The 21,658-nt window shown below is 53.3% G+C and carries 20 protein-coding genes; 11 read left to right on the forward strand and 9 right to left on the reverse strand.

The features are described from left to right. Positions 1 to 179 precede the first annotated feature (179 nt). Positions 180 to 1,460, reverse strand: a complete 1,281-nt coding sequence (gene hemL / locus FD744_RS16725) for a glutamate-1-semialdehyde 2,1-aminomutase (protein ID WP_097118383.1) — start codon at positions 1,458 to 1,460, stop codon at positions 180 to 182. Between the two features lie 222 nt (positions 1,461 to 1,682). On the opposite strand from hemL, the gene erpA reads away from it, so the two are divergent. Further along, positions 1,683 to 2,030: an iron-sulfur cluster insertion protein ErpA gene (erpA, locus tag FD744_RS16730; RefSeq protein WP_034829523.1), complete on the forward strand. Its 348-nt coding sequence runs from the start codon at positions 1,683 to 1,685 to the stop codon at positions 2,028 to 2,030. A gap of 35 nt (positions 2,031 to 2,065) precedes the next feature. Here erpA and FD744_RS16735 read toward each other — a convergent pair whose 3' ends face one another. The 3 genes from FD744_RS16735 to mtnN all read right to left on the reverse strand — a co-directional run bounded on the left by FD744_RS16735 (position 2,066) and on the right by mtnN (position 3,925). Continuing rightward, positions 2,066 to 2,317 (reverse strand): hypothetical protein, encoded by a 252-nt coding sequence (locus tag FD744_RS16735; protein WP_034829521.1) that lies wholly within the window; start codon positions 2,315 to 2,317, stop codon positions 2,066 to 2,068. Between the two features lie 107 nt (positions 2,318 to 2,424). After that, positions 2,425 to 3,234, reverse strand: a complete 810-nt coding sequence (gene btuF, locus FD744_RS16740) for a vitamin B12 ABC transporter substrate-binding protein BtuF (RefSeq protein WP_160868777.1) — start codon at positions 3,232 to 3,234, stop codon at positions 2,425 to 2,427. Then, positions 3,227 to 3,925, reverse strand: a complete 699-nt coding sequence (mtnN, locus tag FD744_RS16745; RefSeq protein WP_045813812.1) for a 5'-methylthioadenosine/S-adenosylhomocysteine nucleosidase — start codon at positions 3,923 to 3,925, stop codon at positions 3,227 to 3,229. The genes btuF and mtnN overlap by 8 nt, the downstream gene beginning before the upstream one ends. 98 nt (positions 3,926 to 4,023) lie before the next feature. On the opposite strand from mtnN, the gene dgt reads away from it, so the two are divergent. The 4 genes from dgt (at position 4,024) to FD744_RS16765 (ending at position 9,792) form a co-directional block, all read left to right on the forward strand. Beyond that, the gene (gene dgt / locus FD744_RS16750) at positions 4,024 to 5,517 is read left to right on the forward strand and encodes a dGTPase (protein ID WP_160868778.1); all 1,494 of its coding nucleotides are present in this window, start codon (positions 4,024 to 4,026) and stop codon (positions 5,515 to 5,517) included. A gap of 136 nt (positions 5,518 to 5,653) precedes the next feature. Next, positions 5,654 to 7,099 carry a serine endoprotease DegP gene (degP, locus tag FD744_RS16755; protein WP_034829511.1) on the forward strand — a complete coding sequence of 482 codons (1,446 nt, stop codon included), beginning with the start codon at positions 5,654 to 5,656 and terminating at the stop codon, positions 7,097 to 7,099. 241 nt (positions 7,100 to 7,340) lie between these two features. After that, complete coding sequence (locus FD744_RS16760; protein ID WP_034829508.1) at positions 7,341 to 8,498, forward strand: CdaR family transcriptional regulator; 1,158 nt, start codon at positions 7,341 to 7,343, stop codon at positions 8,496 to 8,498. Between the two features lie 25 nt (positions 8,499 to 8,523). Beyond that, positions 8,524 to 9,792, forward strand: a complete 1,269-nt coding sequence (locus FD744_RS16765; RefSeq protein ID WP_202403548.1) for an alginate lyase family protein — start codon at positions 8,524 to 8,526, stop codon at positions 9,790 to 9,792. Between the two features lie 8 nt (positions 9,793 to 9,800). Here FD744_RS16765 and FD744_RS16770 read toward each other — a convergent pair whose 3' ends face one another. From FD744_RS16770 to map, 5 genes are all read right to left on the reverse strand, one after another. Further along, on the reverse strand, positions 9,801 to 10,505 hold the full coding sequence (locus FD744_RS16770) for a FadR/GntR family transcriptional regulator (RefSeq protein ID WP_160868779.1): 705 nt from the start codon (positions 10,503 to 10,505) through the stop codon (positions 9,801 to 9,803). Positions 10,506 to 10,647: 142 nt separating this feature from the next. Then, on the reverse strand, positions 10,648 to 11,040 hold the full coding sequence (locus FD744_RS16775) for a DUF3461 family protein (RefSeq protein WP_034829501.1): 393 nt from the start codon (positions 11,038 to 11,040) through the stop codon (positions 10,648 to 10,650). A 294-nt stretch (positions 11,041 to 11,334) separates the two neighbouring features. Further along, positions 11,335 to 12,159, reverse strand: a complete 825-nt coding sequence (dapD, locus tag FD744_RS16780; protein WP_038648942.1) for a 2,3,4,5-tetrahydropyridine-2,6-dicarboxylate N-succinyltransferase — start codon at positions 12,157 to 12,159, stop codon at positions 11,335 to 11,337. Positions 12,160 to 12,235: 76 nt separating this feature from the next. Beyond that, positions 12,236 to 14,890 carry a bifunctional uridylyltransferase/uridylyl-removing protein GlnD gene (gene glnD, locus FD744_RS16785; protein WP_058962066.1) on the reverse strand — a complete coding sequence of 885 codons (2,655 nt, stop codon included), beginning with the start codon at positions 14,888 to 14,890 and terminating at the stop codon, positions 12,236 to 12,238. Between the two features lie 67 nt (positions 14,891 to 14,957). Further along, the gene (map, locus tag FD744_RS16790; protein WP_034829494.1) at positions 14,958 to 15,752 is read right to left on the reverse strand and encodes a type I methionyl aminopeptidase; all 795 of its coding nucleotides are present in this window, start codon (positions 15,750 to 15,752) and stop codon (positions 14,958 to 14,960) included. 320 nt (positions 15,753 to 16,072) lie between these two features. On the opposite strand from map, the gene rpsB reads away from it, so the two are divergent. The 6 genes from rpsB (at position 16,073) to ispU (ending at position 21,643) form a co-directional block, all read left to right on the forward strand. Further along, positions 16,073 to 16,792, forward strand: coding sequence for a 30S ribosomal protein S2 (gene rpsB, locus FD744_RS16795; protein WP_034829491.1), 720 nt, complete (start codon positions 16,073 to 16,075; stop codon positions 16,790 to 16,792). Between the two features lie 181 nt (positions 16,793 to 16,973). Further along, positions 16,974 to 17,825: a translation elongation factor Ts gene (tsf, locus tag FD744_RS16800; protein ID WP_034829489.1), complete on the forward strand. Its 852-nt coding sequence runs from the start codon at positions 16,974 to 16,976 to the stop codon at positions 17,823 to 17,825. Positions 17,826 to 17,979: 154 nt separating this feature from the next. Then, positions 17,980 to 18,705: a UMP kinase gene (gene pyrH, locus FD744_RS16805; RefSeq protein WP_034829488.1), complete on the forward strand. Its 726-nt coding sequence runs from the start codon at positions 17,980 to 17,982 to the stop codon at positions 18,703 to 18,705. Between the two features lie 143 nt (positions 18,706 to 18,848). Continuing rightward, positions 18,849 to 19,406: a ribosome recycling factor gene (gene frr / locus FD744_RS16810; RefSeq protein ID WP_034829486.1), complete on the forward strand. Its 558-nt coding sequence runs from the start codon at positions 18,849 to 18,851 to the stop codon at positions 19,404 to 19,406. A gap of 115 nt (positions 19,407 to 19,521) precedes the next feature. Beyond that, the gene (gene ispC / locus FD744_RS16815; protein ID WP_176505770.1) at positions 19,522 to 20,724 is read left to right on the forward strand and encodes a 1-deoxy-D-xylulose-5-phosphate reductoisomerase; all 1,203 of its coding nucleotides are present in this window, start codon (positions 19,522 to 19,524) and stop codon (positions 20,722 to 20,724) included. Between the two features lie 166 nt (positions 20,725 to 20,890). Next, positions 20,891 to 21,643 carry a (2E,6E)-farnesyl-diphosphate-specific ditrans,polycis-undecaprenyl-diphosphate synthase gene (ispU, locus tag FD744_RS16820; protein WP_034829480.1) on the forward strand — a complete coding sequence of 251 codons (753 nt, stop codon included), beginning with the start codon at positions 20,891 to 20,893 and terminating at the stop codon, positions 21,641 to 21,643. Positions 21,644 to 21,658 lie beyond the last annotated feature (15 nt).

The following is a 21,658-nucleotide window of genomic DNA, read 5'->3' on the forward strand; positions in this document are numbered from 1 at the left end:
CAATCGGCGCTTACAGGGCAGCTGCGCATAATTGTGCAACCTAACGGAAATGGGTGTCTGAGTGTAGCTGAGCATAACGATGCGAACGAACGGCAAGGGTGCCTTTAGGGGACGTTGTGCCTCAAGGGACAGCCGGGCACATCAATGAAGGGGCGCCATTCCTGGCGCCCGCTAATGGCTTACAGCTTCGCGAAACTGCGGCGTGCCGCATCAATGGTGCGCTGAATATCTTCCTGGCTGTGTGCCAGCGACATAAAGCCCGCTTCAAAAGCAGAAGGTGCGAGGTAAACACCTTCTTCCAGCATCAGGTGGAAGAAGCGCTTAAAGCGCTCAACGTCGCATTTTGTCACGTCGGCATAGCAGGTTACGCTTTCGGCATCGGTAAAGAAGATACCGAACATGCCGCCAACGTGGTTGATCACCAGCGGAATGTTTTCTGCTTTTGCCGCTGCCAGCAAGCCTTCAGACAGTTGGGTGGTGAGGTCGGTCAGAGTGCTGTGCGTGCCCGGTTGAGCAATCTGCGTCAGGCAAGCAAAACCGGCCGCCATGGCAATCGGGTTACCGGAAAGCGTACCCGCCTGGTAAACCGGACCCGTTGGTGCCAGTGCAGCCATCACATCACGACGACCACCAAATGCGCCCACCGGCATGCCGCCACCGATGATCTTGCCGAGACAGGTCAGATCCGGCGTGACATCGTAATAAGCCTGAGCACCGCCCAGCGCCACACGGAAGCCGGTCATCACTTCATCGATGATCAGCAGCGCACCAAACTCATCACAGAGTGCACGCAGGCCCGGCAGGAAGTCCGGTTGCGGTGGGATGCAGTTCATATTGCCCGCAACGGGTTCAACGATGATACAGGCGATATCTTCTGGATATTGCTCGAAGGCTTCGCGTACTGACGCCAGATCGTTGTAAGTGCAGGTCAGGGTGTGTTTAGCGAAATCAGCCGGAACACCCGGTGAGTTCGGTTGGCCCAGGGTCAATGCGCCGGAACCCGCTTTCACCAGCAGACAGTCGGCGTGGCCGTGGTAGCAGCCTTCAAATTTGACGATCTTGTCACGATGGGTAAAGCCACGAGCCAGACGAATCGCGCTCATGGTGGCTTCGGTGCCGGAGTTCACCATGCGCACCATATCCATACTTGGCACCAGCTCACACACCAGCTCGGCCATTTTCACTTCCATTTCGGTTGGGGCACCGAAACTTAAACCACGAGATGCCGCTTCAATCACCGCATTGCGGATATTGGCGTTGTTATGCCCCAGCACCATTGGGCCCCATGAACCGACATAGTCGATGTAGGCTTTGCCATCGGCGTCATACAGATAAGCGCCGTCGGCGCGTTCGATGAACAGCGGCACGCCGCCCACACCGGTAAAAGCACGTACCGGGGAGTTCACACCGCCAGGGATCAGGCGTTGCGCTTCGGCATACAGGTTTTCAGACTTACTCATTGCTCGGCTCCTGCTGTTCTGGAAAAAAATTCTGGCGCCATTCTAAGGGAAGAGTCGCCCGATTAGAAAGGCAAGCGGGTGCGAAAGCCTTTTAAAGCTATACTTTAGCGCAGCGCAGGCGGCACACAGTGTCAAGCGCAGTACTTGATTGCACTGGGCGGCTGGCAGATAATAGTGAAATTAAGGTCGTTTTCTGACCTGGACGTTTACCCGGAGTAAAACATGAGTGACGACGTAGCAGCGCTGCCTTTGCAATTCACTGAAGCAGCAGCGAAAAAAGTGAAAAATTTGATCGCGGATGAAGAGAATCCTGAGCTGAAACTGCGCGTGTACATCACCGGTGGCGGTTGCAGTGGTTTCCAGTACGGTTTTACTTTTGACGATCAAATGAATGACGGCGACATGACCATTGAAAAGCAAGGCGTGGCGCTGGTGGTTGATCCAATGAGCCTGCAGTATCTGGTGGGCGGTTCGGTTGATTATACCGAAGGTCTTGAGGGTTCACGTTTTATCGTGACAAACCCGAACGCGAAAACGACTTGCGGTTGTGGTTCTTCCTTCAGCATCTGATCCCTTTTCTGACCGCCGTTCTGGCGGTCAGAACGTTACCACTCTACAGTCACTAATCGTGACGACTCACGACGCTTCGCATCGCGCTTTAACACGCTTTCGGTCACGCGCGGCTGTGCACTGAAGTGACGTCCACAATCAATCGATGGCAATGTTTGTTCGCTTTGCCGTGAGATATCGCAGCGGGAAAATATGGTCAACGTGACGGCAATAGAGCCGGTGGAGGTCGCCGCGCCAATTGGCGCAGCCATCGCAAGCCCTATGGCCAGGAGCAGTGCTCTGGTCATTGATAATTCCTGGTGAAGTCAAAAGTTGCGCGTTGCGCAAAAAGGGCACTGAGCATACGTGGCCGCAGTGCCTTGTATTTTGATTTTCGACAATTTTTGCCGAATCTTTAATCTTTTTTGGTGCTATTTTTCGCCGGATGTAAATCTGCACACAGCTGTTTGGCTGCCAGCAGGATACGTGGACCCGGTCGACTCAGCCAGTCATCGTTAATGGCAATCACCGGTACCGCCAGTTGTGGCTGCCAGAATTTCACAATATTCGCGGCTTGCGCACGGTCACCGCCAATCACAATCGCCTGGGGATGGCGCGCCAGCACTTGCTCGCGGCTCACCTGTGGCCAGCTTACGCGACTGTCAGCAAAGATATTTTTACCGCCACACAGCGTGATCACTTCGTTTTGCAACGTATTACGCGATGCAGTAAACAGCGGCTGTTGACCAAACTGCAAAAACAGGGGGATCGGCGTGCGTTGTTGATACTGTTTACGCAGATCATCCTCTTGCTGGCGCAGCGCCTGTGCGGCAGCCGCCGCCTGTTGAGGCTGTGGACTCCAAGGTTTGAGCGCAGCTAACGCATCAATCATCTGATCGATGGTTTGTGGATCGATCCATTCGACTTTAATACCTAAACGTTGCAGTTGGTCGATCTGCCGCTGTGGATTTCCACCGCGCCAGGCCAGTACCACATCCGGTTTCAGTTGCAGGATGCGTTCAACGTTGATGCCCTGCCAGTTTGCCACCTGCTCTAGCTGTTGGGCCTGCGCCGGAAAATCTGAATAGGCGCTGACCGCTATCGGCGTAATGCCTGCAGCGAAAGCCAGTTCGGTCAGATGGGGCGATAGCGTGATAACGCGTGGGGCAGCAGCAAACAGGCTATTGCCGATCAGCAATAGCCCCAGCAGCAGATATTTAGCCACGCGCCAACTGTGCCAGCAGGTTTTCAACCATCAGTGACGATTGTTTAGCGGCAACGACGAGGAACTCATCAAAGCTCAGGTGGGATTCTTTATCTGCGACATCGGAAATCGCGCGCACCACCACAAACGGCACTTTGAACTGATGGCAAACATGACCGATGGCGGTGGCTTCCATCTCCACGGCGATCGCCTGTGGGAAGGTGGTGCGAATGCGTGCCAGAGGTTCAGCACCGTTGATGAAGGCATCCCCGCTGACCACTAAACCGCGCACTGCGTTGAGATCCAGCTGCTTAATCACTTGCTCCGCAGCGGCGATCAGTTTTTCATCCGCCACAAAGGCTGCCGGGCAACCGGCCATCTGGCCCGGTTCGTAACCAAAAGCGGTGACGTCGGCATCGTGATAGCGCACTTCATCGGAAACCACGATATCGCCCACTTTCAGTGAAGCGGCCAGACCACCCGCAGAGCCGGTATTGATCACCAGGTCGGGTTTGCACAGCTCCAGCAACAGGGTCGTGCCGAGCGCCGCCGCGGTTTTACCAATGCCTGATTTCAGCAGAGCAACCTCAACACCGTTCAGCGTGCCGGTATAAATTTCACAACCAGCCAGCGTCAGCGTCTGACGGTTTTCGATTTTGTCACGCAGCAGGGTGACTTCCTGCTCCATCGCGCCAATAATGCCTGCTTTCATAAAGAATCTCGCTGTAGTTATGGATGTAAAGCTTAAAAGTGAGGCATAGTCTACCATGGCTGGCAGAGGATGAATTCACCAAAAAATAAGGGGTAATGATGGCGCCGATCAATTTCAAAAATAAGATCAGTTTCACCCGCCCTTATACCAGCCGCAAAGATCCAGAGGGCGAATACTTTATTACACGGCACTTTGAGAGTGACCGTGGCCGCATCATCAATTCTGCCGCGATCCGCCGCCTGCAACAAAAGACTCAGGTATTTCCTCTGGAGCGTAATGCAGCGGTGCGTTCACGTTTGACCCACTCGCTGGAAGTGCAGCAAACCGGGCGCTATATCACCAAAGAGATCCTGCAATACCTGAAAACGCAGGGCGGTGGACTGGCAAATTACGGGCTGGATGAGTTTGAAGGCGCGTTTGAGAGTCTGATTGAGATGGCCTGCCTGCTGCATGATGTGGGTAATCCGCCGTTTGGTCACTTTGGTGAAGCCGCGATCAATGACTGGTTTGACGACAATCTGCCTCTTGAACTCGTGGACCCGCTGGTGGCGGGCGTGGCAGATGAGCATCAGCGCACTGATTTTGACCAGCTAAATGCAATGATTCGTCAGGATTTGTGCCACTTCGAAGGCAATGCGCAGGCGATTCGCCTGGTGCATACGCTGCTGCAGCTCAATCTTAGCTATGCGCAGGTGGCCTGTATTTTAAAATATACCGCCCCCGCATGGTGGCAGGGCGATAAGCCGGCAGAATTTAGCGTGCTGATGAAGAAGCCTGGTTTTTATTTGTCCGAGCGTGAATATGTCGCTGACTTACGCGCAGCCACCGATATTAAAGAGCATCATCGCTATCCACTCACCTGGATTATGGAAGCCGCTGACGATATCTCCTACTGTATTGCCGATTTAGATGATGCGGTCGAAAAAGACATTTTTGATGTTGAGACCTTGTATAAGTCTCTGCTCAAAGCCTGGGGGACGGTAAATAGTGGTGATGCGTTCAGTCGCACAGTGAGCGAGGCATGGAAAGAAGCCAACCAGAAAAAACGCCGTAGCCTGAGCGATCAATTTTTCATGTCATTACGGGTTAACGTGCAAAATGTGTTGGTTAGCCATGCCGTGCGCCGTTTTGTCGATAATCTCCCGGCTATTTTTGAAGGAAACTTCAATCATGCGCTGCTGGAAGATGACGGTGATGAAGGCCGTCTGTTGAAATTATTTAAAACCGTGGCGCGCCAGCAGGTATTTAATCATCCGGAAGTTGAGCAACTCGAATTACAAGGTTATCGGGTAATAAAAGGGTTGCTGGAAATCTATCAGTCATTAATGTTGCTGGATTATGAACAATTTACTACGCTGATGAACGACGATTTTCTGCCGAAATATCCGATAGAAACGCGACTGTTTCATAAGCTTTCAGGAAAACATCGCAAAGCTTATCAGCAGCAGATGCGTACACTGATTGTCGAGCATAAATATCAACGTTTGTTGTGGGAGCGTTATTACCGTTCTCGCTTGATTCAGGACTATATCAGCGGAATGACAGACAATTATGCGTGGGATGAGTATCGTCGTTTGATGGCCGTGGAATAAGCCGAGTTTTGTAAAGATGAAGAATAAATTTTTACCTTTGCCCAAAACTTTATTAGGAACTCCGCGCTAAAAACTTAATCTCACCATCACGACCACAGCAATGGTCTGGCCGTAAATCTTAGAGAGACACAGACAAATGAAAAAAAGCACATTAATGTTAAGTGCGCTGGCGCTTAGTCTGGGCATGGCATTGAGCCCTGTCAGTTTCGCGGCGGAAAGTGCTTCCTCCTCGAACCAACAGTTGCCAAGCCTGGCGCCGATGCTGGAAAAAGTGATGCCTTCCGTGGTGAGTATTAGCGTTGAAGGCAGCACCACGGTGAAAACCCCGCGCATGCCGCAGCAATTCCAGCAATTCTTTGGTGATAACTCGCCATTCTGCCAGGACGGTTCGCCATTCCAAAGCTCGCCAATGTGCCAGGGCGGCGGTGATGGTAGCCAGGGCGGTGACAACGGCGGCGCCAACACCCAGCAGCAAAAATTCCGTGCACTCGGTTCGGGTGTCGTGATTAATGCCGACAAAGGCTATGTCGTCACCAACAACCATGTGGTAGATAACGCCACCAAAATTCAGGTGCAGCTGAGCGATGGCCGTCGCTATGACGCCAAAGTGATTGGTAAAGATCCGCAGTCTGATATTGCTCTAATTCAACTGCAGGACGCGAAGAACCTGACGGCGATTAAGATCGCTGACTCCGATGACTTACGTGTCGGTGATTACACTGTCGCAATCGGTAACCCGTATGGACTCGGCGAAACGGTGACCTCCGGTATTGTTTCAGCGTTGGGCCGCAGCGGCTTGAACGTCGAGAACTACGAGAACTTCATCCAGACCGATGCCGCCATCAACCGTGGTAACTCTGGTGGTGCGCTTGTGAACCTGAACGGTGAACTGATTGGGATTAACACCGCGATTCTGGCGCCAGACGGCGGCAATATCGGTATCGGCTTTGCTATCCCAAGCGCGATGGTGAAAAACCTGACGGCGCAGATGATCGAGTATGGTCAGGTGAAGCGTGGCGAGCTGGGCATTATGGGTACCGAGCTTAACTCTGAGCTGGCGAAAGCGATGAAAGTCGATGCCCAGCGCGGTGCCTTTGTGAGCCAGGTCCTGCCTAACTCGGCAGCGGCAAAAGCGGGTGTGAAAGCCGGCGATGTTGTGGTGTCGATGAATGGCAAACCGCTGACCAGTTTTGCCGCACTGCGTGCAGAAGTGGGTTCACTGCCAGTGGGCACTAAATTGCAGCTGGGTCTGTTACGTGACGGTAAACCGGTGACGATTACGGTTGAACTGCAGCAGAGCTCGCAGGAAAAAGTGCAGTCCGCCACGATCTACACCGGCATTGAAGGTGCCGACCTGAGCAACATCGACAGCAACGGCCAGAAAGGCGTGCGCGTGGATAATGTGAAGGCAGGTAGTGCTGCAGCGCGTATTGGTCTGAAGAAAGGTGACGTGATTAGGGGCGTTAACCAGCAGGCGATTGCCAACCTTGGTGAACTGCGCAAAATCCTCGACACCAAACCGTCCGTGCTGGCCCTGAACGTGCAGCGTGGCGATAGCAGCCTCTATCTGCTTATGCAGTAAGTCTGAGATGATTGAATACTGGCGAGCTTCGGCTCGCCTTTTTTGTTTTTGTCAGTTGCAGCTGCGCTATTCACTAGCATCAGCACCACTTTAACGTGGTCCGGATTGTGCAAATGTCCGTTGTGCAATGTGACGCCTACCGCAATTCCCGTATTCTCTATCCGGCTATGTGCAGTTGCACAATGCCAGGCGTGCGTGGGATGCGTATTCTGTCAATTCTTCCCTTTCTCTGGAGTGATTGATGGCCACCTATCATCTCGATGCGCGACTGGCTCAGGATATTGTTGCCCGCACCATGCAAATTATTGACAGCAATGTCAACGTGATGGATGCACGCGGCCGCATTATTGGCAGCGGCGATCGTGAGCGTATTGGCGAATTGCACGAAGGCGCGTTGCTGGTGTTATCGCAGGGAAGGGTAGTGGACATTGATGAGGCCGTGGCGAAACATCTGCATGGCGTACGCCCGGGCATCAACCTGCCGTTGCGTATTGATGGTGAGATTGTCGGCGTTATCGGCCTGACCGGCCAGCCGGCAGCGCTGCGTCACTACGGTGAACTTGTGTGTATGACCGCAGAAATGATGCTGGAACAAGCGCGGCTGTTGCACATGCTGGCGCAGGATAGCCGTTTGCGCGAAGAGCTGGTGCTGAACCTGATTCGTAGCGATACGCTTTCACCGGCGTTAAGCGAGTGGGCGCAGCGTCTGGGCATCGATCTCAATCAACCACGCGTGGTGGCGGTGGTGGAAGTCGACAGCGGCCAGCTTGGCGTTGACAGTGCGATGTCGGAATTGCAGCATTTACAAACACTGCTGACAACGCCGGATCGTGACAACCTGATTGCTATCGTCTCACTCACTGAAATGGTGGTGTTGAAGCCAGCGCTCAACGCCCACGGTCGTTACGATCAAGACGATCACCGCCGTCGCGTGGATCAGCTATTACAGCGTATGAAAGAGAGTGGGCAGGTGCGGATGCGCATCGCGCTGGGTAATTTCTTTACCGGTCCCGGCAGTATTGCGCGTTCCTACCGTACGGCGCGCACCACCATGATGGTGGGTAAACAGCGCATGCCGGAACAGCGCAGCTTCTTCTATCAGGATTTGGTGCTGCCCGTACTGCTGGATAGCCTGCGCGGTGGCTGGCAAGCGAATGAACTGGCGCGTCCGTTGGCGAAACTCAAAGCCAATGATAATAATGGATTATTGCGACGTACGCTGGTGGCGTGGTTCAGTCATAACGTGCAGCCCAGCGCCACGGCACGCGCACTATTTATCCATCGTAATACGCTCGAGTATCGCCTGAACCGCATCTCCGAGCTAACCGGATTAAACCTCGGCAATTTTGACGATCGATTGTTGCTGTATGTGGCGCTGCAACTGGATGAACAGAGCTAACCCTTAGCAGGGCCAGGAGAGGAAGATGCCCCGTTTGAATGTGCGCCTGATCTGGCTGTTGGCCGGCTTGCTGATGACCGCGACCTGTCATGCCAAAGCTGTTTCGCTGGCCTTTTTATCTGGCGAAGAGATGCAACAGACGCGAACTGCGCTGCAAAATCATCAGGCTGCGCCACAGACTGAGCAGGCGTGGCAGCAACTCAAGCAGGCTGCCGATCGCGCGCTTAATCAGCCCAATCCCAGCGTGACGCAGAAAGGGATGTTACCTCCCAGCGGTTCCCGCCATGATTATCTCAGCCTGAGTGCCTACTGGTGGCCGAATCCCGACAAGCCCAATGGCTTGCCATGGGAACGCCGTGATGGTGCGGTCAATCCGGCGAGTAAAAACGACCAAAGCGATGGTGTGCGTCTGGCTCGTTTCACCGCAGACGTGCAGGCATTGGCGCTTGCCTGGTATTTCTCCGGCGACACCCGTTATGCAGCCAAAGCCCAATCGATGATTCGCAGCTGGTTCATCGATCCCACCACCCGCATGAATCCCAATCTTAATTATGCTCAGGGTGTGCCGGGTAAGGCTGAGGGCCGACACACCGGTGTGCTGGATGGGCGTTACTTTGCCACGCGCATAGTGGATGCACTGCAGCTACTGCAAGATTCGCCCGGCTGGCACCCGCAGGATCAGGCTGCGATACATGCATGGTTTAGCGATTATCTCGGCTGGCTATTGCACAGTCAGTTGGCACAAGGCGAGCGTGATGCACCTAATAACCATGGCAGTTGGTATGCCGCACAGGTGGCGGGCATCGCGTGGTATTTGCATCAACCTCAGGTGATTAAGCAGATGGTGGTTTTAGCTCAGGATAAAATCGCCGGGCAAATTCGTGCGGACGGAACGCAGCCAATGGAACTGGCACGCACACGCTCGTTCCACTATAGCTATTTCAATTTGCAGGCTCTGACCAGCCTCGCGCAACTGGCACAGCGAAGCGGCGCGGGCGATCTTTGGCACTATCAACAGCAGAGCGGTTCATTGTTGAGTGCGCTGAATTATATGGCACCGTTTAGTGATGACAGCAAAACCTGGCCATGGAAAAATCGCGATCGTGTCAGTCTGCGCTTGATTCCACTGCTCTCGCTCACGGATCGCAGCCTGAACAGCGACCGTTTTCAGCCCTGGATTCATCGCGCAATCGAAACGCAATCGACGGCCTCTATCAGCCCAGCAGCGCGCGGTGCGGAAAGAGAAGCGCTGCGTGATGTGTGGTTGTTATCGCGGCCACCCGCGTATCGGTGAGGGGAAAGTTATAGCCGAGGCTGTGTGCTGTTAAGCATTAAATTCATCGACGCCCTGTGCGCTGCATCGGCATCGCCGATCATGATCGCTTCATAAATCTTGCGGTGCTCGTCCAAAAAAATATCCTGCGCGCTGGAAGGCCAGGTAAAAAAGCATTTAAAGATGGTTTCCAGCAAATTACCGAACGGGATGTAAAAACAGTTGTCGGTAGAGTGAAAGATCAGGCGATGAAAGGCACTGTCTGCCTCCAGCCAGCGAGCAAGATCGAAGTTACTCGCAGCGCAAACAGCGATCATTTCGCGAAATAACAGAGAAAGTTCGGTGCGTTGTGCCTGCGTAGCGTGTAGTGCAGCCAGTCTGGCAGCCTGCGGTTCGATAGCCTCACGGAAGTCCAGAAACTGTTGATACATTTCTGCCGTAGATTCGATGCCCTGCATCCATTCCAGCAGCTGCACATCAAGCAGATTCCAGTATGTGCGATCGCGCACATGCGTGCCGAGTTTGGGACGCGATTCTATTAATCCCTTCGAAGAGAGGAGTTTGAGCGCCTCACGCACGGCAGTTCGGCTGACGCCAAAGCGGCTACACAACTCGACTTCGCTGGGCAGAACATCACCAGCCTTTAGCGTTCCAGAGAGAATTTTTTGCGCGAGGTCACCGGCGATATGAACATCCAGACCGCGCTGTCCTGAGGTGATGGCTGCAAATTGCATGGTTTTTGTGATACCTGAAGTCAGACATAACCCGATACTAGCCAGGGATTATGAATTCAGATAGGTGAACAGGCCCAGATAAAACTGAATTAAGGCAAAAAAAAGGCCAGCATAAGCTGGCCCTGGGAACGCGGGGAGGAAATTAACGACCGTTGCGGGTCAGTTGATCCAGATCGGATTCAATTTCAGCGATCTTATTGGATACCACGTTTTCCAGATGACGCAGATCCGCGAGGATTTTGCGTTTCAGATCGACTTCGACCTGATCGCGCTGGCAAATCTGGTCCAGTTCGTCGATCACGTAACGCAGGTTCGGGCTGATTTCCTGTACTTCCTTATAGCCCTGGCTGGTGTGATCGGCGACGACAGTTTTGCGCTGACGCGGGTATTTGAATTTCACGCTTTTGGCGAAGAATTCACCTTTGTCTTTGCGGAAGTAGATTTTCAGAATGTCGTTGCTGGCTTCCTGACGCAGGCTGTAACGGTCGATGTCTTCAGGAGAGCTGATACCTAAGCTTTTCAGGTTGTCGTACATAGCGTTTATATTCCATCTAAGAGTGGGTGAGCGCGCAGGACTATCATCATCATTCGGGATGCGGCAGATACGCAGCAACCGGAACGCTTACGGCATACTTAATCAACTGTAGACACAAAAACCGGGATGAACAGTGCGCGACCGGAGTTAACTGGCGCGGATTATGAACTGTTTGAAAAATAAACGCACCAGTTAATTCGCGGCGCGAAGCAGGTTGTTTGGGTGAGAGTGTAAAGAAAAAATTACGGGCCCGAATACAGGCCCGTTGGCAGGGTAACCGGACTAATTTCCGACTTAGTCGATGGTACGCAGCAGTTCGTTGATGCCGGTTTTCGCCAGCGTTTTAGCGTCCACTTTCTTCACAATTACGGCGCAGTACAGGCTGTAGCTACCATCTTTAGACGGCAGGTTGCCCGATACCACCACTGAACCCGCTGGCACGCGGCCGTAATGCACTTCGCCAGTTTCACGATCGTAGATTTTGGTGCTCTGACCGATGTAAACGCCCATGGAGATTACTGAACCTTCTTCCACGATCACGCCTTCAACGATTTCAGAACGTGCGCCGATGAAGCAGTTGTCTTCGATGATGGTTGGGTTAGCCTGCAGTGGCTCCAGAACACCGCCGATGCCGACGCCGCCAGACAGGTGAACGTTTTTGCCGATCTGCGCACAAGAACCCACGGTGGCCCAGGTGTCAACCATGGTGCCTTCATCAACGTAAGCGCCGATGTTGACGTAAGAAGGCATCAGCACGGTGTTACGTGCAATGAAAGCGCCCTGACGCACGGCAGCAGGTGGGACAACGCGGAAGCCCGCATTTTTGAAGCGTGCTTCATCCCAGTTCGCGAACTTCATTGGGACTTTGTCGTAGAAACGGGTTTCTGCGCCTTCCATCACCTGGTTGTCATTGATGCGGAACGACAGCAGTACTGCTTTCTTCAGCCACTGATGCGTTACCCACTCCCCGTTGATCTTTTCAGACACGCGCAGTTCGCCGCTATCCAGCAGGCCAATAACCTGTTCGATGGCTTCACGGGTCACGCTGTCCACGCTGGCTGGCGTGATATCGGCGCGGCGCTCAAAGGCAGATTCAATAACGCTCTGTAACTGTTGCATAATAATTTCCTGAGTCTGTCATACGGGTGCCAGCGTCGCGCTGACACAGAGAATTAAGTCGATAAATCGATTGCGGTCACACTTTATCGTTTGGATTGAGGGCCTCTGTCAACCGTTGTTGCAGCACATTGCGCATTTCGACATCAAGTGCGCGCCGTTCGCTGTCCGCCAGGATGAAAAGATCCTCAACTCGTTCGCCAATCGTACTGATGCGCGCGCCGTGCAGTGACACACCGAGGTCGGCAAACACTTCCCCTACACGCGCCAGCAAGCCTGGTTGATCCAGCGCGACCAGCTCCAGATAGCTACGACGATCGGTGTGCGTCGGCAGGAAATTCACTTCGGTATCGACACTGAAGTGCTTAAGTCGTGCAGACTGGCGACGCGTGCGCGGCGGCACCCACTCGGTTTGGGTAATCGCTTGCTCCAGTGCCTGCATAATCATCGGATGACGATCGGCGGCCAGCGGACTGCCATCCGGTTCCAGCACAATAAAGGTATCCATCGCCATACCGTCGCGGCTGGTAAAGATCTGGGCATCGTGCACGCTCAGATTGCGGCGGTCCAGCTCACCGGCTACTGCGGCAAACAGGTGAGGGCGGTCCGGGCTCCAGATAAAGATTTCAGTCCCGCCGCGAGTGGCCTGCGGACTGACCAGCACCAGCGGCTTTGTAAGGTCATGGTCGATCAGGTGACGTGCGTGCCATGCCAGCTGATTCGGCGTGTGACGCAGGAAATAGTCAGCACGGCAGCGACTCCAGATATGGTGCAGGCGCTCTTCGTTAAGGTTTTCCATGCGCAACAGCGCGAGAGCCTGTAAGCGATGATGACGCACGCGTTCGCGCAAGTCCGGGCTGTTTTCCATACCGCGACGCAGCTGTTTTTCGGTCGCGAAGAACAATTCACGCAGCAGGCTCTGCTTCCAGCTGTTCCACAGACTTTCGTTAGTGGCGCAGATGTCGGCTACGGTGAGACACACCAGATAACGCAGGCGGTTTTCATTCTGCATGACTTCAGCGAATTGCTGAATCACCGTCGGGTCCTGAATATCACGGCGCTGGGCGGTGACCGACATCAACAGATGATGGCGCACCAGCCAGGCCACCAACTGCGTTTCCCGCGAGTTGAGCCCGTGCAATTCGGCAAAATCAAGCGCGTCCTGCGCCCCCAGAATCGAGTGGTCACCGCCGCGCCCTTTGGCAATATCGTGCAATAAGGCAGCCATCAGCAGCAGTTCGATCTGTGGCAAACGCGGCCAGAGTTCTACACACAATGGGTGCATCGGACGCGTGGCTTCGTTGGCGAAACTTTCCAGCTTTTGCAGGACGCGAATGGTGTGCTCATCCACCGTGTAAGCATGGAACAGGTCAAACTGCATCTGGCCGACAATATTGCCCCACAGCGGCGTATACGCCCAAAGGACACTGTGGCGATGCATCGGCACCAGCGCCCGCTTCACCGCGCCCGGATGGCGCAGAATCGCCATAAAGGTGTCACGCGCTTCGGCAATCTGGCACAGCGGCTGCTTCAGATGACGACGCGCATGGCGTAAATGACGTAGCGTGGTGGAGTAAATGCCGGTGATGTTCTCATTACGTACCATCACATAAAACATGCGCAGAATGGCCTGCGGTTCACGTTCGAACAATGTGGGGTCACGCAGATCAATCAAATTGCCGCGCAGCTGGAAATCATCATCAATGCTGCGCGGTTTCTCGGTGGTGGAGAGCGCGAGGATCGCTTCATCAAACAGCTGCAGCAGCATCTGATTGAGCTCACCAATGCGGCGCGTCACCCGGTAAAAATCTTTCATCATGCGCTCAACCGGCTCATTGCCTTCGCCGAGATAGTTGAGCCGCTGTGCCACAGTGAGCTGGCGATCAAACAACAAGCGATTGTCGTAGCGTGTGAGCGTTAAGTGCAGCGCGAAGCGAATTCGCCAGAGGAACTCCTGGCATTCATTGATCTCATTACGTTCGGCTTCCGTGATAAAGCCAAAACCGACCATTTCATCCATGGTGGTGGCACCGAAATGGCGGCGCGCCACCCACTGTAAGGTGTGAATGTCGCGCAGGCCACCTGGACTGCTTTTAATATCGGGTTCGAGATTGTAGCTGGTGCCGTGGTAGCGCTGATGACGTTCCTGCTGCTCTTCAATCTTGGCCGCGAAAAAGCGAGAGGACGGCCAGAAGCCATCGCTGAAAATGTTCTTCTGTAACTCAAGGAACAGGGCGACATCGCCTGTCAGCATGCGGGATTCGATCAGGTTGGTCGCGACAGTAAGATCGGACAACCCCTCCAGTAAGCACTCTTCCAGCGTGCGCACACTGTGGCCAACTTCGAGTTTTAAATCCCACATCAGCGTCAGGAGTTCGCTGGTGCGTTGCGCGGCCGCATCATCCAGTGGCTGGCGGCTGAGTATCAAGACATCGATATCGGAGAGCGGATGCAGTTCACCACGGCCATAGCCGCCCACCGCAACCAACGCAATCTCTTTCATTTTATCGAAGCCGTAGAAGCGCCACAGTCGGCGCAACAGACGATCGATAAATAGCGTGCGGGCATCAATCAGTGATTCAACGTCAGTACCGGCATCAAAGGCCATACCGAGATGCTGCTGGAATTGCTCCAGATAGAGTTTTAATTTGTCACGCGTCAGGGCTTCATCGGGCCAGCTGGCGGGGGAATCAGTCAGGCCTTTGTGTACTGCTTCGGTCACGCTACCACTCATCGACATGCCTCGTAAGCGCCATAAAAAAGGCCGGCATTATGCCGGCCTGGTACTGTCTTGAAGAACGTTACGCGTTGTTTTCGAGCACCGCAGCAATGGTGTCATCTTCACGCAGCGTAAGAATCTCACAGCCGTTTTCTGTCACCACAATAGTATGCTCATACTGCGCGGACAAGCTGCGATCTTTGGTTTTTACGGTCCAGCCATCCTTCATGGTGCGGATACGATAATCACCGGCATTGACCATCGGCTCAACGGTAAAGGTCATCCCCGCCTGCAACACCACGCCGCCGTCATCGGCATCATAGTGCAACACTTGTGGTTCTTCGTGGAAACCTTTGCCGATGCCGTGGCCGCAGTATTCACGTACCACAGAGAAATCCTGTGCTTCAACATATTGTTGAATCGCACGGCCCAGCTCACGCAGGCGGATGCCCGGTTTAACCAGACGCAGCGCAATGTAGAGGCTTTCCTGGGTGACACGGCACAAGCGCTCGCCTTGAATAGTCGGTTTGCCGACGATGAACATCTTCGAGGTATCGCCGTGATACTCGTCTTTGATCACCGTGACGTCAACGTTGACCACATCGCCATCTTTTAAAACGCGGTCATCGCTCGGGATGCCGTGGCACACCACTTCGTTAACCGAAATACACACCGATTTCGGGAAGCCGTGATAGCCAAGGCAGGCTGAGATAGCCTGCTGCTTATTCGTGATGTGATCGTGGCAGAGGCGGTCGAGTTCACCTGTGGTCACACCCGGCACCACGTGCGGGGCGATCATTTCCAGCACTTCAGCAGCCAGACGGCCCGCCACGCGCATTTTTTCGATTTCTTCAGGGGTTTTGATTGAAATGGCCATTAAATAATCCGCAATTGCCGACATTTTCGACAATAATGAGTTCTGTGGCAGTCATGTTAGCAGTCAGTCATTAGGCTGCCAAATCGGGATGACTCCTCGCTCACGCTGCTAACAACTGTTGGCGTATTCCTGCGCGTTATGGTATAAAGCGCGCCGACGATTCTCTGTCACCTTCGTTTCGTTGGCTGGCAGGAAACGCATAAAACTCATTATGTGTACTAAAACACACATGTATCGACACATACGCCGGGGTGCCTTGAAAGAGGTCGGTTGTATGGGATACATGGAGGCCCAACCCCAATCATACTTTAGAGGTAATCATGGCAACTGTTTCAATGCGCGACATGCTCAAGGCTGGTGTTCACTTTGGTCACCAGACCCGTTACTGGAACCCGAAAATGAAGCCATTCATCTTCGGTGCTCGTAACAAGGTTCACATCATCAACCTTGAGAAAACTGTACCAATGTTCAACGAAGCTCTGGCTGAGTTGCAGAAGATCTCTTCACGTAAAGGCAAAATCCTTTTCGTTGGTACTAAGCGCGCTGCTGCCGAAGCGGTAAAAGAGTCAGCTCTGAGCTGCGACCAGTTCTTCGTTAACCACCGCTGGTTGGGTGGTATGCTGACCAACTGGAAAACTGTTCGTCAGTCAATCAAGCGTCTGAAAGATCTGGAAACTCAGTCTCAGGACGGTACTTTCGACAAACTGACCAAAAAAGAAGCACTGATGCGTGCTCGTGAACTGGCCAAGCTGGAAAACAGCCTGGGCGGTATCAAAGATATGGGCGGTCTGCCGGATGCACTGTTCGTTGTTGACGCTGACCACGAACACATCGCAATCAAAGAAGCAAACAACCTGGGTATCCCAGTATTTGCTATCGTTGATACCAACTCTGATCCAGATGGCGTTGATTTCGTTATCCCAGGTAACGACGATGCGATCCGTGCTGTAAGCCTGTACCTGACTGCTGTTGCGACCACCGTGCGCGAAGGCCGTTCACAGGATCTGGCTGAGCAGGCTGAAGAAGCTGCTGAAGCTTAATAAGGTTCGCTCTTTCTAAGAGCCCTTAGACATCAGATGTTATCTGTTAAGGGGGCCGCACAGGCCCCTTTTATTTATCTAAGTTTGTCACGCTTCTTTCGGGTAAGCGGGGCAGAGTAAATTTTCCGCAACAAGTTTCTGACAGTGTTAACGCACACAGAGACGAATCGAGGATTCTGGAATGGCTGAAATTACCGCTGCATTGGTAAAAGAACTGCGTGAGCGTACTGGCGCAGGCATGATGGATTGCAAAAAAGCGCTGACCGAAGCGAACGGCGACATCGAGCTGGCGATTGAGAACATGCGTAAATCTGGCGCGATCAAAGCCGCTAAGAAAGCAGGCAACGTTGCTGCTGACGGCGTGATCAAAACCAAAATCGCTGATGGTTTCGCAGTGATTCTGGAAGTTAACTGCCAGACTGACTTCGTTGCTAAAGATGCTGGTTTCCAGGCTTTCGCTGACAAAGTGCTGGATGCAGCTGTTGCTGGTAAAGTGACTGATGTTGAAGCTCTGAAAGCGCAGTTCGAAGAAGAACGCGTAGCGCTGGTTGCTAAAATCGGTGAGAACATCAACATCCGTCGTGTTGCTATCCTGGAAGGTGCTCAGCTGAACAGCTACCAGCACGGCGCACGTATCGGCGTAGTGGTTTCTACCACCGGTGCTGATGAAGAGCTGAGCAAGCAAGTTGCGATGCACGTTGCGGCAAGCAAGCCAGAATTCGTTAAGCCAGAAGACGTGTCTGCTGATGTGGTTGAGAAAGAGTACCAGGTTCAGCTGGACATCGCCATGCAGTCTGGCAAGCCTAAAGAAATCGCAGAGAAAATGGTTGAAGGCCGCATGAAGAAATTCACCGGCGAAGTTTCTCTGACCGGTCAGGCTTTCGTTATCGATCCAAGCAAAACTGTTGGCCAGGCTCTGAAAGAGAAAGGCGCAGACGTGATTAACTTCATCCGCTTCGAAGTGGGCGAAGGCATCGAGAAAGTTGAAGCTGACTTCGCAGCAGAAGTTGCTGCAATGTCCAAACAGTCTTAATGCTCCGAAAGAACCGCCGGAAGGCGGTTCTTTTTTGTCTGCGTTTTGCGTGGACCACTTTTCAGTCTCATCCCAATAGCTTTTTTCGTTCGCTAAGCGGATGATCGATCAGATTTAACTTCTCATTCATCATATCTTCCAGGAAGAATTGACCATGGCGACCAACGCAAAACCTGTATATCAACGTATCCTGCTAAAACTGAGTGGCGAAGCACTGCAAGGTGCCGAAGGTTTTGGTATTGACGCGAGCGTGCTTGACCGTATGGCGCAAGAGGTGAAAGAGCTGGTTGAGCTGGGCATCCAGGTGGGTGTGGTTATTGGTGGCGGTAACCTGTTCCGTGGCGCTGGCCTGGCACAGGCAGGCATGAACCGTGTGGTCGGCGATCACATGGGTATGCTGGCAACCGTGATGAACGGTCTGGCAATGCGAGACGCATTGCACCGTGCGTATGTTAACGCGCGTCTGATGTCCGCGATTCCGCTGAATGGCGTGTGTGATAACTACAGCTGGGCAGAAGCGATCAGCCTGCTGCGCAATAACCGCGTGGTGATTTTCGCCGCCGGTACTGGCAACCCGTTCTTTACCACTGACTCCGCCGCTTGTCTGCGTGGCATCGAAATCGAAGCCGATGTGGTATTGAAAGCCACCAAAGTTGACGGTGTTTATTCAGATGATCCGGTGAAAAACCCGGACGCGACGCTGTATGAACAGCTGACCTATGGCGAAGTACTGGATAAAGAGCTGAAAGTGATGGATCTGGCGGCCTTTACATTGGCTCGCGACCATCAACTGCCGATCCGCGTCTTCAACATGAACAAGCCTGGCGCACTGCGTCGCGTAGTGATGGGTGAAAAAGAAGGCACTCTGATTACGCATTAATACCCGACGCAAGATAAAATAAGGTATATTCTGTTGGCGCGATGCAGTGGCATCGCGCAGCTTTCAGGATGATCGATGTTTATCGATACCACTTCCGGGCTGCCCGGAGATGGCCAGGTCAAACCGAATCCAAGGGTTTTAACGTGATTAACGACATTAAAAAAGATGCCGACACGCGCATGGAAAAATGCGTGGAAGCATTCAAAAACCAAATCAGCAAAGTGCGCACCGGTCGTGCTTCGCCTTCACTGCTCGACGGCATTATGGTGCCTTACTACGGTACACCTACGCCATTGCGTCAGCTGGCTAGCGTCACGGTAGAAGATTCTCGTACGCTGAAAATCAACGTGTTTGACCGCTCACTGAGCCCGGCCGTTGAAAAAGCGATTATGGCATCTGACCTGGGTCTGAACCCAAGCTCAGCCGGTACCGATATTCGTGTGCCACTGCCAGCGCTGACCGAAGAGCGTCGTAAAGATCTGATCAAGGTCGTGCGTGGTGAAGCGGAGCAGGGGCGTGTTTCTGTTCGTAACGTGCGCCGCGATGCTAACGACAAGATCAAAGCGCTGCTGAAAGACAAAGAGATCAGCGAAGACGACGAACGTCGCTCGCAGGATGAGATCCAAAAAATGACCGATGGCTACATCAAAAATGTTGATGTCGCATTGGCCGAAAAAGAAAAGGAACTGATGGATTTCTAATTCCATCTACTGCCTTTAAAAACGCCGTTCAGAGACGTTGTGCGACTCTGGCGGCGTTTTACATTGTGCCTGGCGCTGTTGCAGGCACGATCCACGACGTCACAGGGATAGCATGATGAAGCGATTAACTCTGCTGGGTTCCACCGGCTCGATTGGTACCAGCACACTGGCAGTCATCGCAGCCAATCCAGACTTGTACCAGGTCACCGCGTTGGTGGCGGGTCAAAACGTAGCGCTGATGGCTGAACAGTGTCAGCAATTTACCCCACGCTATGCGGCGATGTCTGATGAAGCCTCCGCACAAGCGCTGCGTGAGCGACTGAGAGCATTGAATCTTCCTACCGAAGTGCTCTCCGGCGTTCAGGCGGCTTGCGAGCTGGCGGCACTCGATGAAGTGGATCAGGTGATGGCGGCTATTGTTGGCGCTTCCGGGCTGCAACCCACACTTGCCGCAATTCGTGCTGGCAAAACCGTTTTACTCGCGAATAAAGAGTCACTTGTCACGTGCGGCCGCCTGTTTATGGAGGCCGTGCGTCATCACAAGGCGCAGCTGTTGCCGGTCGACAGCGAGCACAACGCCATTTTTCAGAGTTTACCCGCTTCCATACAGCATCAGTTGGGGTACGCTGATCTGCGAGAGAATGGCATTGATTCTATTCTCCTTACGGGATCGGGTGGTCCTTTTCGTGACACGCCATTAGCGGATTTGGCCGCCATGTCGCCAGATCAGGCGTGTGCACATCCGAACTGGTCAATGGGGCGTAAAATCTCCGTTGATTCGGCCACCATGATGAATAAAGGTCTTGAATACATTGAAGCCCGCTGGCTATTTAATGCCACTGACGCACAGATGGAAGTCATCCTGCATCCGCAGTCGGTGATTCACTCCATGGTGCGTTACTGCGATGGCAGTGTGCTGGCGCAGCTAGGGTCGCCTGATATGCGAACCCCTATCGCGCACAGCATGGCATGGCCAGCACGTATTTCGGCCGGCGTAACGCCACTCGATTTCACGCGAATGAAGTCACTGACGTTTGCTGAGCCGGACTATGAGCGCTATCCCTGCCTGAAGCTGGCAATCGATGCTTGCTCAACAGGGCAAGCCGCCACCACCACGCTGAATGCGGCAAACGAAGTGGCCGTTGCGGCATTTCTGCAGCATCAGATTCGCTTTACCGACATCGCCGCCATCAACAGCGAAGTGCTGGCGTCCCTGATATGCCAGGAGCCGGGCAGCATTGAGGATGTGATGGAGATCGATCGGTTAGCGCGTATCTGTGCCACAGAATTGCTACCACGCTTTCGTTTAGCAGGTTGATACTTCCCGCTATTTGTTCGCTCAGGGTGAAAATGGTATAGTCGCTCGCTCGCGTTTTTCGGCCCGACATTGTTTCGATGTCATCTGGTAGCGATGCCGGGGTTTGCCGCAGGCGCAATGTATTCAGAAACCACAGCATTTCTGATGAAAGGAATTATTACGCGTTATGTCGTCCAACAATCACAACACAATCGATGACGAGTCGTACTGCACGCCACGTCACGTGGCCATCATTATGGATGGTAATGGTCGCTGGGCAAAAAATCAGGGCAAACTGCGTATTTCAGGCCACAAAGCCGGGGTAAAATCAGTACGCCGGGCCGTCAGCTTTGCGGTCAGCCATAAACTGGAAGCGCTCACGCTCTATGCGTTCAGCAGTGAAAACTGGAGCCGACCGGTACAGGAAGTGACGGCCTTAATGGAATTGTTTGTCTGGGCGCTCGACAGCGAAGTCAAAAGCCTGCACAAGCATAACGTGCGTCTGCGCGTGATTGGCGATATCAGTCGTTTCAATAATCGTATTCAGGAACGCATTCGTCGCGCCGAGGAACTGACTCAGCAAAATAATGGACTCACCCTCAACATTGCTGCCAACTATGGTGGCCGTTGGGATATTATCCAGGGTGCCAGAAAACTGGCTGAACAGGTTCAGGAAGGTTTATTACGTCCTGACCAGATAACCGAAGAAAGTCTGGCTCCCTATCTGTGTATGCAGGAGCTGGCGCCGGTGGATTTAGTGATAAGGACCGGGGGAGAGCATCGGATTAGCAACTTCCTGCTGTGGCAGATTGCCTATGCTGAGTTTTGGTTTACCGATGTTCTTTGGCCTGATTTTGATGAACACGTTTTTGAAGGTGCACTGAATGCATTCTCTTCGCGGGAGCGACGCTTTGGCGGCGCGGCACCAGGCGGCGCCTGAGCAATCTGGGGGTAA

The organism is Pantoea sp. Taur (assembly GCF_009830025.1).
GTDB classification, from domain to species: domain Bacteria; phylum Pseudomonadota; class Gammaproteobacteria; order Enterobacterales; family Enterobacteriaceae; genus Pantoea; species Pantoea communis.

What these genes read in the sequence shown, in the direction of transcription:
- hemL (WP_097118383.1), bottom strand. Translation starts at nt 1,460, where the DNA reads ATGAGTAAGTCTGAAAACCTGTATGCCGAAGCGCAACGCCTGATCCCT.
- erpA (WP_034829523.1), top strand. Translation starts at nt 1,683, where the DNA reads ATGAGTGACGACGTAGCAGCGCTGCCTTTGCAATTCACTGAAGCAGCA.
- FD744_RS16735 (WP_034829521.1), bottom strand. Translation starts at nt 2,317, where the DNA reads ATGACCAGAGCACTGCTCCTGGCCATAGGGCTTGCGATGGCTGCGCCA.
- mtnN (WP_045813812.1), bottom strand. Translation starts at nt 3,925, where the DNA reads ATGAAAGCAGGCATTATTGGCGCGATGGAGCAGGAAGTCACCCTGCTG.
- dgt (WP_160868778.1), top strand. Translation starts at nt 4,024, where the DNA reads ATGGCGCCGATCAATTTCAAAAATAAGATCAGTTTCACCCGCCCTTAT.
- degP (WP_034829511.1), top strand. Translation starts at nt 5,654, where the DNA reads ATGAAAAAAAGCACATTAATGTTAAGTGCGCTGGCGCTTAGTCTGGGC.
- FD744_RS16760 (WP_034829508.1), top strand. Translation starts at nt 7,341, where the DNA reads ATGGCCACCTATCATCTCGATGCGCGACTGGCTCAGGATATTGTTGCC.
- FD744_RS16765 (WP_202403548.1), top strand. Translation starts at nt 8,524, where the DNA reads ATGCCCCGTTTGAATGTGCGCCTGATCTGGCTGTTGGCCGGCTTGCTG.
- FD744_RS16770 (WP_160868779.1), bottom strand. Translation starts at nt 10,505, where the DNA reads ATGCAATTTGCAGCCATCACCTCAGGACAGCGCGGTCTGGATGTTCAT.
- FD744_RS16775 (WP_034829501.1), bottom strand. Translation starts at nt 11,040, where the DNA reads ATGTACGACAACCTGAAAAGCTTAGGTATCAGCTCTCCTGAAGACATC.
- dapD (WP_038648942.1), bottom strand. Translation starts at nt 12,159, where the DNA reads ATGCAACAGTTACAGAGCGTTATTGAATCTGCCTTTGAGCGCCGCGCC.
- glnD (WP_058962066.1), bottom strand. Translation starts at nt 14,890, where the DNA reads ATGAGTGGTAGCGTGACCGAAGCAGTACACAAAGGCCTGACTGATTCC.
- map (WP_034829494.1), bottom strand. Translation starts at nt 15,752, where the DNA reads ATGGCCATTTCAATCAAAACCCCTGAAGAAATCGAAAAAATGCGCGTG.
- rpsB (WP_034829491.1), top strand. Translation starts at nt 16,073, where the DNA reads ATGGCAACTGTTTCAATGCGCGACATGCTCAAGGCTGGTGTTCACTTT.
- tsf (WP_034829489.1), top strand. Translation starts at nt 16,974, where the DNA reads ATGGCTGAAATTACCGCTGCATTGGTAAAAGAACTGCGTGAGCGTACT.
- pyrH (WP_034829488.1), top strand. Translation starts at nt 17,980, where the DNA reads ATGGCGACCAACGCAAAACCTGTATATCAACGTATCCTGCTAAAACTG.
- ispC (WP_176505770.1), top strand. Translation starts at nt 19,522, where the DNA reads ATGAAGCGATTAACTCTGCTGGGTTCCACCGGCTCGATTGGTACCAGC.
- ispU (WP_034829480.1), top strand. Translation starts at nt 20,891, where the DNA reads ATGTCGTCCAACAATCACAACACAATCGATGACGAGTCGTACTGCACG.